This is a genomic window from Phormidium pseudopriestleyi FRX01 (genome assembly GCF_017313335.1).
GTDB classification, from domain to species: Bacteria; Cyanobacteriota; Cyanobacteriia; order Cyanobacteriales; family Laspinemataceae; genus Laspinema; species Laspinema pseudopriestleyi.
Map to the genome: position 1 here is coordinate 1 of NZ_JAFLQW010000245.1, position 12,191 is coordinate 12,191.

The window sequence follows — 12,191 nt, forward strand, 5'->3', positions numbered from 1 at the left end:
AAGGGCTTCTAGCTTCTCTCTTTCAATTTCGTCTAGCTGTATCTGCAATGCTTTTTTACTCAGATGACTAATGTAGAACAATTAATAGAGTTTGGTGTTATAGTTACATGAAACTTGGATAAAGAGTTAGGCGGTTAAAACCGCTTGTGTCGCTTCCCTCTCAGCACTAAAGTGACTGAGTTTCCCGCATACCATGAGGTCTTATGAGCCAGCGAAATCAACTTTCCCGCACTCCTGTAAGTATTATTTGTCAGGTTTCTCTCCTGTTGCAGGGACTCGCTTTGATTCCCTCCCTCAGTTTGCTCGGTGGAGACGCAGATGCTAACGCGCAGACTCCATCGGATGCAGCAGACCCTTTTGGTCAAGCTGAAATGGCCCCCCCGCCCGTTGCATCGGTTCCCTCTGAACCGGAAGTCTCAACCAGTGCCGAACTCTTACAACCCTTAAAAGGTGCTGATTATCCCACCCCAGGACTCGTTGAGGAAGCCCCTGTTGACCCTTTGTTTGCGGAAGATGCCTCCCCGGACCCCTTAGATAGTGCCGGGGTGACGCCGTGGTATCCTGACTCTGACTCAGCCCCTGAGACCCTGATGGCGCAACCGGATCCGATTGGAGACTATAGTCGAGAGGCGATCGCCCCCCCGGAAGATTATCCAACCCCGGAAACCGCCAACGCCGAACCCACCCTCCAAAACATCCACCAAAGTAATCTTTACGTCGATCCCACGGATTATAGTCTCCCCACCCCCAATCCCTCCCCTGTTGCTGAAGCTAATGCCGTAGCTACACCGGCACCGGAAGAGTCGGACTCGTTCACTGCCACTGCACCCCCTCCACCGGAAGTCGTAGAACAGGCGGCGCAGGTTGAACAACCCATCCAGAAAACATCTCAGGAGATGGAACAGCATCGTTACGCAGAGGACCGCCTGCCGGTTCCGGCATCCATTCAGCAAGCACAGCAGGCGAATCTCTACAGTCCCGCCTTGCAACCCCTGGAACCCCCGGCGATCGCAGCCCCTGTAGGCGCTGCCTCTGCACAACCTGAACCCGTTTACTATGCCGAACCCGAACCCTCCTACGCTGCACTGCCGCAAGTCCCAGTTAGGACGAGCAATGCATACCCGGAAGCGTCAGTTCAAGCTGACATTGACGGCATCCACTATCGCACCAAAACCGCTGCGCGAAACTTTGACTGGAAACGTCTGAGACGGTCCTCGGGTCGTGAAGGGAACGGCAACACCAGCATGATTTTCCCTCTGGCAATTCCCGCTGAAATTACCTCTTTATTTGGCTGGCGGAACCATCCAATTTTTGGAGATAGCCGCTTCCACTCCGGTATGGACTTCGGTGCACCGACTGGAACTCCCGTTGTCGCTGCCTATAGCGGTACCGTCTCGATCGCCGATTGGATGGGAGGCTATGGTCAAACTGTCGTCCTCCAACACCAGAATTCCACCCTGGAAACCCTCTATGCTCACCTCTCCAATATCTTTGTCCAACCTGGCGAAGTCGTGGAACAGGGTCAAGTCATTGGAGAAGTCGGCAATACCGGCAACTCTACCGGACCTCACCTCCACTTTGAACTGCGCGAGTTAACTCCTGAAGGTTGGATAGCAATGGATCCAGGCACTCAAATGGAATATGCCCTAGCCCAATTCATTCGGTCCCTAGAGACTGCCCCTCAAATTGCCACTCTCGCCTCGGATAACTCGACGCTGACGACCCTACCCTCTTTAGAGATGCCAGCACCCTCTCCCCCCCTGGCATTCTTGAATCCTCCCGTCAATCTGGAAACGGCTTCGACAACCTTACTCGATGTTCCCACTCCACCCCCACTCCCCCTCCCTCCGGTTCCGGTCACCTTAGAGGTCACTATTCCCGCTACGGAGTAACCCTCCAATGTTTGTAGTAACGACTTCAGTCGTTCTTTTCTTAAGTTCGTAGTAACGACTTTAGTCGTGCTTTTCTTAAGTTTGTAGTAATGACTTCAGTCGTTATCCATTCCAAGGCGATCGCCTCACCGGGAACTGGGTTTATTTTCCCTTGCACTCCCGGAAACAACTGAAGTCGTTACTACAAACTTTGGAAAGACTGGTTTTTGCTTAATAATTCTTTACGGCGGCGGCTAAAAAAAATAGGCATCAGGGCTTGTGTTGTTGCACCCGATGCCGTATTATGTGATAATGGGAGGTTTGACTAAAATAAAATTTTTGATTACACTCCCATTATAACATAGTATATCAAACTCCAGAAACAAATGCAACCCCCCAGTCAAAAAAAAATGCGCCGGGGTGATATTGAACTTAAAAAAAATTAAAGATAGCCATGTTCTGCTAGAAAAGAGGGGGAAATCTGGTCAAAACGGGAAAGCGAGGGAGTGACATCATCAGAGGGGATGTCAGACAGAGGAGAACCGAAACTCGAACGGATGAATTTACCGACATATTTGCCTAAGATATCGGCTTCTAGGTTAACCCAATGACCGAGTTGGAGATAGCGCAGGTTGGTTTCGGCATAGCTGTGGGGGATGACAGCAGCGGTAAAGTAAGTGCCTTTTTCATCACAGTCGGCGATGGTTAGACTGATGCCATTGACAGCAATGCTGCCTTTTGAAACGATATAGGGAGCAATTTGGTGGTGCCAGAGCTGTTGGGAAGCGGGGGGTGCAGTAAAGGTCATGGACCAGGAACTGGCGGTTTGGATAGACTGTTGCAGACAGCCGATGCCATCAACGTGACCTGTGACAAAATGACCGCCTAATTTGCTGCCAACGCGCAGAGAGGTTTCGAGATTGACGTAGGTATGGGAAACCGTAGCGAGGGTGGTGCGATCGAGGGTTTCCGGGGAGGCGATCGCAATAAAACCTCGGGGTAAAATCTCGACGACGGTCAAACAAACTCCATCGACGGCGACGCTATCCCCTAATTCTAGATCCGTGAGCACCGCCTCAGCGCCTGAATGACAGGAAATTTTGAGATTTTCTGTCCCGATCGCCTCTATGGTACCTAACCCCTGAATTAATCCGGTAAACATGGATTTTTCCTTGAAATTGCATAAATTCTCGACAGTTCGTTACCATTTTTGCCAGTCCCCTGTCAAATTTTTTATTAAATTCCTGGCATAAGAGGAAGCTAAGGAAGCAAAGAAGGAGGCATACTGGAATTTATAAAGGTAAAAAAGCACCGTGGCTGATTAAAGGGAGGTATCATGCGGCTGCACTTGTGGTTGAACCTAACCGTTTTGCCTTAACGTTATAGTGAAGCATGGACCTGTCTGAAACCGGAGAACGAGACTTGCTTTAGAGGTGTCGAGTTCATTATCCCCCATAGCGTGTTCTAAAGAGGCCGAGCCGATGATTGAGATGAAAGTCGCTGGAATTGCATTGGATGCAGCAACCAGGAGTCCCATAGTGCTGCTCAGAGACGCCGGAGATCGACGAGCTCTGCCGATCTATATAGGCCAAGACCAAGCTAGGTCAATTATTAGCGCCCTCGAAAGCCAAAAACCGCCTAGGCCCTTGACCCACGATCTCATGGTCAATATCCTAGAAGAATATGAGATCAGTTTAGACCGGATTATTATTCATACTTTACAAGACAATACGTTCTATGCGGTCCTCAAGCTCCGTCACGGAGAAGCGCTCAAGGAGATTGACGCCCGTCCTTCGGATGCGATCGCCTTAGCACTGCGGACCAATAGCCCGATCTGGGTGATGGAGGAAGTGGTGGCGGATGCCTCGATTCCCGTGGATCGAGAAGCGGATGAAGCAGAACGAGAAGCATTCCGTGATTTTGTTTCTAACATTAGCCCGGAAGATTTCATTCAACGTAAGGAATTTGGTTCGGGTAGTGGAGAAGTTCAAGAGTCGTAGAGGGTTCTGGGGGACTGGGAAGCAAGGGGAATAAAGACTTAAGAATCAAGAGAAACTGTATGCTTTGTGCATTCTAATCTCTCAATTCCCGGCCTCCCTCCCTGGAGCAAAATATGAGGAAAAAATGTAAATCGTGGACTACCGCCGATTTGGAAAAACCAATTTGCATCTGTCTATTTTTTCCCTGGGAACGATGCGATATTTGGCTTCCCGGGAAAATGCGATCGCCACGGTGCAAGCAGCGGTGAAGCGAGGAATCAACCATCTCGAAACTGCCCGAGGGTATGGCAACAGTGAAGAATACCTCGGCCAAGCTCTGAAGGAACTGTTACACCAAAACTCCCCCTTGTGCCGAGAACAGTTGTACATCACCACTAAACTCCCGCCTGCCGGGAATGCGGATGAAGTGGAACGGTGCATTGATGAATCGTTAGACCGGCTGAAGGTGAATTATCTGGATGGATTGACCATTCATGGCATCAATACCCGCCAACATTTAGAGTGGGTGTTAGACTCTCAAGGAGGAATGCAGGGGGTCAACCAAGCTTTGGGCGATCGCCGAGTTCGACATCTTGGATTTTCTACTCATGGCAGCTTAGACTTAATTTTAGCCACCCTTAACACCGATTTATTTGAATTTATCAATCTCCATTATTACTATTTCTTCCAGCGCAATGCGGAGGCGATCGCCTTAGCCCATCAAAAAGATTTAGGTATTTTTATTATCTCCCCTGCCGACAAAGGGGGAAAACTACATACCCCACCGGAACAACTCTCCCAACTCTGTCATCCCTTAACCCCCCTAGAATTTAACTATCAGTTTTTGTTAAGTGACCCGCGCATTACCACCTTAAGTTTTGGGGCTGCAAATCCAGAAGAACTCGCCATACTCGATCGCTTATCCCTTCTGAACAATCCGATAGACCAGAACGACAACAAAGCTATTCCCATCCCACAAGAAACCATCAACCGCCTAGAAACCCATGCCACTCATGTTCTAGGTTCAGACCAATGCAGTCAATGTTATGCCTGTTTACCTTGTCCAGAAACTATTAATATTCCCGAAATCTTACGATTAAGAAATCTCGCTGTTGCCTACTCCATGACCGACTATGGTCAATATCGATATTCCATGTTTGAAAATGCCGGACATTGGTTTCCCGGCATGAAAGGAAATCGATGTACCGACTGTGGAGATTGTTTACCTCGATGTCCGGAACAATTGAATATTCCAGCACTCTTAAAAGATACTCACGATCGCCTCAAGGGTAAATCCAGTCGGCGGTTATGGGAGTAATCCGGTGGAGATTGGACTATATCCGATCCTAAATCCGTTGTGGAATGCCCTCACCCCTTTCTCGTCGGCGGCCCAAAGGGGGAGAGGGGAGCAAGAGAGGGCATAAATCATTTAGGATTGCTATAGAAACCGGGTTTCTCTCCTAAATTTGCTGAAAAACCCCAAAATTTTGTGAAGAAACCCGGTTTCTAACCCTGAGTGTTTCGACATCCTAGCAGCGATTTTCAATTAAAATTATGACTTTTAAACGCGATAAAAATCATCTAATAACCAATCCGGTTGTTAAAAGTCAATTTTCTCTCTTAGCCTGCGAAGGCAGGCTTTGTCCGTATAGCCCCACCCTTCAGGGTGCGGGTTTTTACAGAGGGATTTGGAGAGTTAACCGTAAATGTGGGGGCGAAAAGCGAATCGCCCCTACATTTATAGAATTCCTGGGTAAGTCCTGTGCTGTATATTTGCTTTTACTTGGGTTAACTTTGCCCTGGGCGAGGGTCGGGTTGACTCAAACTCCCGCGCCCGCATTAGAAGCAGTGGAGGACATGGTACCACCGGACGATCGCGAACTCCCGGCTTTAGAACTCCAGCAGATGCCTCCGGAAAAACCCCCATTACAGTTCCTGACCATCCCACCGGAAATCGATCCTGCTGAATTTAATATCACTACGAATTACACGATTTCTCAAAGTGGGGTGACGGTTCCTTCTTTATGGTGGGTTAACGAACAGTTTGGGTATAGAGTGGTCGAGAACTGGTTGGCCTATCCCCGGAATGGAGAGGATATAGGCACGGTGGATCTGATTGTCAATCGTCAAACCTGGAGTTTGTTGGATTACCTGCAACGCTATGAGTTTTTGAATCATTTTGGGCAAGTGGCGAGGGATTACGGGTACAACATCCGGGTGTTTACTCGTCAGCAAAGACTGTTAGGGAGTTATATTTGTACTTCGGAACCGATCGCCTGTAATTTGTGGTTGGATTCCCAGGGATTAGATAGCCAAGCGCCGTAAACCTTGGGCCATTCAAACCCTTAACTCAGACGGATTTCCCGCCAGAGGGCCTGATATGTTTCCGCAATCTCCCGGGTGAGGGGTTCGATAAATTCGCTATTAGCGATCGCCTCGGCAGTCGGTAAGAGTATCCCATTGCTTTGTAAGGCTTGAGGTAACTCCCCTCGGTCCCGGTTCAACAACATGGGAGAGGCAGCTTTACTCAGTTGGGAAAGCTGAACCGCCATTTCCGGGTTCCAGCAAAAATCAATCCATTGTCTGACTAAGGATGAGGCAGGGGGTGGTGTTTCTGTGTTAACCGGATTGGGTCCTGCCGGTCGGACCCACAATTCTGACCATAACGCCGTCCCTGAAGGAGGAACCACAGCGCGAATTTTAGGATTGCGCTGCATTGTTGCTAGGATATCCGTGGACCATCCCACAGCGACCCAAGTATCCCCGAGCAATAAGGGTTGGAGATAGGTATCGTTACTGTAAAGCCTAACTTGGCGATGGAGTGCCAGGAGTTGTTCTTTGAGTTCTGGGAGATCATCAAGGCGATCGCGATTGTATGAGTGACCGAGGCTTTTGAGGGTTAAGCCAATCACTTCCCGGGGACTATCGAGTAACGAGAGGCGATCGCGCAATTCAGGACGCCACAAATCACTCCAATCTTGGGGTGTCCAGCCTAAATTTTTAAATTTATCCGCCCGATAGGCAATCACCGTGGTTCCCCAACGATAGGGTGCGCCCCAAACCTGTCCCTCGGGGTCCAGTTTTCCCTCGGCATTTCGTCGGACCAAGGTTTGCCATTGAGAGGGGAGGTTGTCCCATTGAGCCAGGGTGGTGGGGTCCAGGGGGAGAATCAGTTCTTGGGCGATCGCCCGTTCTAACCAGTAATTTCCTAACGTGACCAAATCAGCCAAGTTTGAGGGTCCAGCATCCCGATTCCTCCCAGGTAGATTCCATCGGCGACCCGAGTTGTTGGATGAGGGTTTTTTCCACTGTTGCAGGAGTCGAAACAACTCGTCTAACTGCGCTAGAGGGGAAAAGTTTAAAACCGCCCGATTGTCTAGTTGCTTGAGGAATTCCCCCATTGCTTGAGCGGGAATGGAACTTTTCAACAGCAGAATTTTGAGAGTTTCTCGATCACCAGTCCCACATCCGCTCAACAACTGGGCAACGGCTAGGGTACTGAGGCTCACTAAAAAAGATCTTCGATTCACGCGCTTAAATAATAGGATTTTGTTCAATCACACCCGTTCCTGGGGGAAACTGGACGACTCTCATCGGGTCTAAGGGTTAGAAATTCAGTCCTGACCGTTTCCCGATTCTCTCCTATTTTAGGCAGAAGGTTTGAGGATTAGCAAAGTAAAAGGTGGCTTGTACCGGGTCCCGAGTTAAAAAGCCGCGATCGCGATAGAGGATATTTTCTCGGGCGCCAAACAGGGTACTGATACATTGAGAGACCCCCAACCCGATGAGCGGTCCACAAGGGGCAAGGGTGAAATCAAGTCCAAGGTAACAAAACCTAAATTTTCATCGGGTTTTGAGGCAAATATCTTTAACCCTTAAATAATCTAAAAAGAATTGCCAGGTTGGGCCAAACCTTATCTAAGATTGAGGAGAAAAAAGCAGCCCTAAACATAGGGATCTAAATATGGAATCATTACAACATCAGGTGTATGTCTTAAACCATAAAGTTGATTAAAGACTAAGGCGAGCATATCGCATGGTCAGCGCTTCAATGGCTTGTAAGAGTTGAGATTGATTCCAGTTTTGGTAAAGATGTGCAGCGATCGCGCAACCTCCGGCACCGACTCCTTCCTTGACGAATCCGCGCTCATAAGCGCACAGTTGAGGATAACGAGAATCGGCAAAACTGAGTTGAGTTGCCAATAAAGGGACCGGGCCGACCGCTTTAGCTAGTCCCACCGTGTCTCCAGTCGGGTCTTCAGCAACCCAGCGAGTGGTTCCGACCACGATGCGATCGCCATCCCAAGGGAGGGCATGATAAGAGGCCACAGCCCGAATTAAAGCATAGACCGCCAGCATTTGCGTCCCACCGGCCAACAGGACACCACAGAGACGACTGGCGGCGATCGCCATGCCTGCGGCCACCGCTTGCATCGGGTCTCCCACCGCCGCGATCGCCATTAACGGGTCTAAATCTAAGCCTGTGATTCCCTGACCAACCGGCCTCAAAGGGGCGCGATTCCGGTGCGCCTCTGCCAAACCCGCCTGTACCAGGGCCAACTTTTGCTGATGATTGCACAAGGGATGAGAACTATTCACCTTGCCGTCCGCATCAATCCCTAAATCCATCAAAACCGAGAGGGCCGTTGTAGTGCCGCCCACGACACATTCCGCCACAATTAGATAGCCCTCTGGATGCGCCTGGGCGAGTTTTTGGCCCCAATGGAGTCCCGCTTCAAATAACCGTTGTACCGTTGCGAGTTCCAAAGCCTTGCCGGTACTGAGACAGCGTGCGGGAGTCCCTCCCAGTTCCACCGCTGGGACCGCTGGAGGATCCGGTAAACCGGCATTAAAGACTGACAGGGGAATACCTTGGGCTTCTAAAACAGCACGAGAAATCAGGACGGGCGAGGCTCCGGCTTGTAGAGGCGGGAGGGGATATTGGGGATGGGGACGGGGACCGTGGTAGAGAAATTCCGCATCGGCGATCGCCGTATATTGGCGATCGCGCGGAGTCGCACCGGCAGCGGAAATTCCGGGAATTAATCCGGTGTCAGTAAAGCCGAGAATGCAGGCAAAGTGGGGTTGCTGTCCGCGATAGCGATCGAGCCACTGTTGTCCCTGTTGAAGTTGGGTATAAATTCGGATCACGACAGGCAAAAGAGGGGGAGACTTCAGGGATCGGGGTGGGGTTTAGGCTAAATTGAAGTCCCGGCGATCGCCGGTTTATTCTTCATCTAGTAATACTTGGACCCAAGGTGGCGGTGGTGGAATGGGATTGCCAATCTTTTCTAGGAGGAGAGAGGCGGCTAAATGCACGGCAAAGAGGTAGATGAGATTTTGAACCCAGACCAAAATTGCGGCTAAGGCTTGAATGACATACAGACTCGGCTGAACCAGCAATCCCATCCGGAGAAATAGCCAGTCGGCAATTTGGGTAATTTGAATCGTTAGGTAAACCCACAGGTCTTCCCCGACAAGAATTCCTAAGAGCCATAGGCGAAAGAAGAAGCCAAAAGCACCGAGGAGAGAGCCGAGAAAGATGGCAACTTCCCAACTGGCGCGACGTTTCCAGAGACATCCGAGTAAGACCCCCAGCAGACCAAACGGGACCACAAAGAGAATGCTGCGCGTGGGTCCCATGAGAACAGAGAGCAACAAACCTGAGACCACTGCACCCATCCAGGCGGCGCGATTCCCCCAGCGGAGGTAAACCAGGGCGATCGGGACCGGAAAAAAAATCCGCAGCACGGGACCGAGGGGGAAGTAAAAATTGATCAGCCAAATCAAGCTGGCGGTACTGGCAAAAAAGGCGGTTTCGACCAGGATTAAGGCATTATTTGGGAGTCGGCCTGGGGCAACCGAGGGAGCAGAGGTGCTGCGAGGGGCGGAAGTTTCCCGAAGATCCGCATTAAGGGAGTCGGGTACTGCAGAAGAATCGGGAGGACCGAGGGGTTCGGAATTCCGACTGGGATTAGGAGAGGGGGAAGAGGAATTCGAGTTACTATCTGCAAAATCAACCATCAAATTTTGTCCAATCAGTTAACAGTTAACGATTTAGGGTGAAGCGTTAACTGTTTAATTTGGGTTTGGGGAATGGGGTCAAGATGGCGATCGCCTCTTCAACAAAGGAATGGCGATCGCGCTTAAAGGTCCTAGACCATGAGACGTTCCAGAGCGTTGATATCTGGGATACAGAGGGTCTCGCGATCGCGCTTAATCAAACCCTTCTTTTCTAGTTTACTCAATACCCGAGTGACCGTTTCGCGAGCCAATCCACTCAGACTACTTAATTCCCGATGGGGTAAATTAGGAATTTCGATCCCTTGAGGAGATTCCTTTCCTTGTCCCTCGGCTAAAAATAAGATAATATCTGCCACCCGAGAGGTGCTATCGGATTCTCGCAACCGCAATCGACGGTTGACTTGGCGCAGGCGTCGTGCCATCAACTGAGCCAACCGAATTCCAGCTAAAGGTTCGGTATGAATTAACTGCACAAAATCCTGGGCGGGGAGATTGCCAATCGTGGTAGGGGCCAGGGTAATCACATCGGTGGATCGCGGCACTTCATCCAAGGCGGCCATTTCGCCAAAGATTTCACCGGAGCCTAAAATATTCAGAGTGACTTCCTTGCCATCAAGGTTGTAGGTGCGAATTTTGACCCATCCTTCTAATAAAAAATAAACAGAACTTCCCCAGTCATTTTCCAACAAAATGACTTGATTCGGGGGATGGGTGCGGCTAACAATATGCGCCGTCGCCCGTTCTACAACTGAGTCCGGTAATCCATTAAAAAACGGAGTTGCGCGAATTAATTCTTCAATGTTGGGTACAGAATCGCGAGAGGTAAATCTTTCATCCATTAGGCCATCCTCTTATAAACGCGCCAGGGGTAGATCGATGTTTTTCGTGACATCTCCAGACACTGACCGCTTGGGCGGATCGCGTGCTGGTTTCCAAGAATCACTTCTTAGATTTTCTGGTTGTTCCCTTACGGGATTTCGGCACTTGGCTAGACTTTTGGGCCCCCGCTAGATCGCCTGCACAGACAGTTTCCTTTCCCGACCATCCATCGGTACTAATGAGGGCAATCCCTCGGTTACGAATTACTAAACCTGAAGCAACATCTCTGTCAATGGTTAACCCACATTCAAGGCAATGATGAACTCTTACTTTCAGAGTTTTTTTAACGATCGCACCACATTCAGGGCATTCTTGACTTGTCCCTCGGCTATTGACTTCGGCAAAGAATTTTCCTAACTTCCAGCAAACATACTTGACGATAGAACGAAATTGTCCAAATCCACAATCAAGCATCCCCTTAGCCATGATCCGAAAGTCTAAATCTTCCATGAATATCATGCCAGCAGACTCACACAGAATATATGAGCTTGTTTAAAGTGAAAATATGAGCGGGTATTGTCAATTGTGTGCTGCATCCGCGCTACTTTGATGCGTTGCTTCTCGTAATTATTTGACCGTTTCTTTTTTCTAGATAGTCTGCGTTGCAGCGATTTCAGCTCGCTTTGCATCTTTCTAAAAAATTTGGGCGGTTTAACGAGAACGCCATCACTGGTCGCGATCAACTTTTCTAAGCCAATGTCTACACCAATCGGATGACCATGAGGCTTATGATTGGGTACATTAACATCAGACTGAATACTAATACTGGCATACCAGATATCAGCTTTCTTGACGATGCGTACCTGTTTAATTGCGAAACCATCTGGGATAGGTCTATGCAAATTAATTAAAATATTGCCAATCTTAGGCAAGAGGATCGTATTGCCCGCTATAGGAGATTCTTTAAACTGTGGAAATAGTAGAGACTTAAATTGCCCATACTTCTTAAACCGAGGAAACCCAGTCCCTCTTGCTTGAAAAGTTTCCCATCCTCGATGTAACTGCTTTACGGCTTGCTGTAAGACTTGAGAAGGGACTTCACCTAATCGGGGAAATACTTTCTTTGCTTTTGGCAATGCGTTAAGTTGTTTTATCTCCTTAGGAAATGGCAGGTCGGTCGGCATGATGTATTCGTGTTTTATGGAACATCTATCAATCAAGCATTTCCTACTATTACACCAGTCTTTAATCTCGGCTAACCCATAATTATAAGCCACTCTGCACGTTTCCATCCACCCAGACAGTTTTTCCTGTTGGGTGGTATCGGGATATATGCGATAGCGGTAAGTCATGGTTAGCATAGAGTTATTATAACAGGGTTTACTTGCGATAATTATTCCAGTAAATGTATATTTAGTAGGTATTGAGCCTACTCAATATACGCGGCTTTCATACAGTCGCTCATCTGGGTACAGATAGAGCGCGGGTCTTCCCGCAG

General features: G+C 49.1%; 12 protein-coding genes. 4 read left to right on the top strand and 8 right to left on the bottom strand.

The window, feature by feature from the left end; genetic code table 11:
* The first annotated feature begins 203 nt into the window (after window positions 1-203).
* Window positions 204-1,892 (top strand): M23 family metallopeptidase, encoded by a 1,689-nt coding sequence (locus tag J0895_RS09075; protein WP_207087784.1) that lies wholly within the window; start codon window positions 204-206, stop codon window positions 1,890-1,892.
* A gap of 421 nt (window positions 1,893-2,313) precedes the next feature.
* Here the strand turns inward: J0895_RS09075 and ribE are convergent, their stop codons facing one another.
* The gene (ribE, locus tag J0895_RS09080) at window positions 2,314-3,033 is read right to left on the bottom strand and encodes a riboflavin synthase (protein WP_207087785.1); all 720 of its coding nucleotides are present in this window, start codon (window positions 3,031-3,033) and stop codon (window positions 2,314-2,316) included.
* A gap of 319 nt (window positions 3,034-3,352) precedes the next feature.
* On the opposite strand from ribE, the gene J0895_RS09085 reads away from it, so the two are divergent.
* From J0895_RS09085 to J0895_RS09095, 3 genes are all read left to right on the top strand, one after another.
* Window positions 3,353-3,871, top strand: a complete 519-nt coding sequence (locus tag J0895_RS09085; RefSeq protein ID WP_207087786.1) for a bifunctional nuclease family protein — start codon at window positions 3,353-3,355, stop codon at window positions 3,869-3,871.
* A 133-nt stretch (window positions 3,872-4,004) separates the two neighbouring features.
* Window positions 4,005-5,168 carry an aldo/keto reductase gene (locus tag J0895_RS09090; RefSeq protein WP_207087787.1) on the top strand — a complete coding sequence of 388 codons (1,164 nt, stop codon included), beginning with the start codon at window positions 4,005-4,007 and terminating at the stop codon, window positions 5,166-5,168.
* Between the two features lie 539 nt (window positions 5,169-5,707).
* Window positions 5,708-6,175 carry a hypothetical protein gene (locus J0895_RS09095; RefSeq protein WP_242541167.1) on the top strand — a complete coding sequence of 156 codons (468 nt, stop codon included), beginning with the start codon at window positions 5,708-5,710 and terminating at the stop codon, window positions 6,173-6,175.
* 20 nt (window positions 6,176-6,195) lie between these two features.
* Here J0895_RS09095 and J0895_RS09100 read toward each other — a convergent pair whose 3' ends face one another.
* The 7 genes from J0895_RS09100 to J0895_RS09125 form a co-directional block, all read right to left on the bottom strand.
* Window positions 6,196-7,380 (bottom strand): extracellular solute-binding protein, encoded by a 1,185-nt coding sequence (locus J0895_RS09100; protein ID WP_207087789.1) that lies wholly within the window; start codon window positions 7,378-7,380, stop codon window positions 6,196-6,198.
* Window positions 7,381-7,492: 112 nt separating this feature from the next.
* A complete protein-coding gene (locus J0895_RS09105; protein ID WP_207087790.1) occupies window positions 7,493-7,630 on the bottom strand; it encodes a lipocalin/fatty acid-binding family protein in 138 nt (45 codons plus the stop codon).
* Window positions 7,631-7,861: 231 nt separating this feature from the next.
* Window positions 7,862-9,001, bottom strand: a complete 1,140-nt coding sequence (gene cobT, locus J0895_RS09110; protein WP_207087793.1) for a nicotinate mononucleotide-dependent phosphoribosyltransferase CobT — start codon at window positions 8,999-9,001, stop codon at window positions 7,862-7,864.
* 75 nt (window positions 9,002-9,076) lie between these two features.
* Window positions 9,077-9,874 carry a DUF2232 domain-containing protein gene (locus J0895_RS09115; protein WP_207087791.1) on the bottom strand — a complete coding sequence of 266 codons (798 nt, stop codon included), beginning with the start codon at window positions 9,872-9,874 and terminating at the stop codon, window positions 9,077-9,079.
* Window positions 9,875-10,005: 131 nt separating this feature from the next.
* Window positions 10,006-10,713: a Crp/Fnr family transcriptional regulator gene (locus J0895_RS09120; protein WP_207087792.1), complete on the bottom strand. Its 708-nt coding sequence runs from the start codon at window positions 10,711-10,713 to the stop codon at window positions 10,006-10,008.
* 100 nt (window positions 10,714-10,813) lie between these two features.
* Complete coding sequence (locus J0895_RS26720; protein WP_340643481.1) at window positions 10,814-11,203, bottom strand: RNA-guided endonuclease InsQ/TnpB family protein; 390 nt, start codon at window positions 11,201-11,203, stop codon at window positions 10,814-10,816.
* A 5-nt stretch (window positions 11,204-11,208) separates the two neighbouring features.
* The gene (locus tag J0895_RS09125; RefSeq protein WP_340643482.1) at window positions 11,209-12,045 is read right to left on the bottom strand and encodes an RNA-guided endonuclease InsQ/TnpB family protein; all 837 of its coding nucleotides are present in this window, start codon (window positions 12,043-12,045) and stop codon (window positions 11,209-11,211) included.
* Window positions 12,046-12,191: the final 146 nt, after the last annotated feature.

Coding starts and splice junctions, on each gene's coding strand:
- ribE (WP_207087785.1), bottom strand. CDS start 3,033: ATGTTTACCGGATTAATTCAGGGGTTAGGTACCATAGAGGCGATCGGG.
- J0895_RS09120 (WP_207087792.1), bottom strand. CDS start 10,713: ATGGATGAAAGATTTACCTCTCGCGATTCTGTACCCAACATTGAAGAA.
- J0895_RS09075 (WP_207087784.1), top strand. CDS start 204: ATGAGCCAGCGAAATCAACTTTCCCGCACTCCTGTAAGTATTATTTGT.
- J0895_RS09085 (WP_207087786.1), top strand. CDS start 3,353: ATGATTGAGATGAAAGTCGCTGGAATTGCATTGGATGCAGCAACCAGG.
- J0895_RS09095 (WP_242541167.1), top strand. CDS start 5,708: ATGGTACCACCGGACGATCGCGAACTCCCGGCTTTAGAACTCCAGCAG.
- J0895_RS26720 (WP_340643481.1), bottom strand. CDS start 11,203: ATGGAAGATTTAGACTTTCGGATCATGGCTAAGGGGATGCTTGATTGT.
- J0895_RS09125 (WP_340643482.1), bottom strand. CDS start 12,045: ATGACTTACCGCTATCGCATATATCCCGATACCACCCAACAGGAAAAA.
- J0895_RS09115 (WP_207087791.1), bottom strand. CDS start 9,874: ATGGTTGATTTTGCAGATAGTAACTCGAATTCCTCTTCCCCCTCTCCT.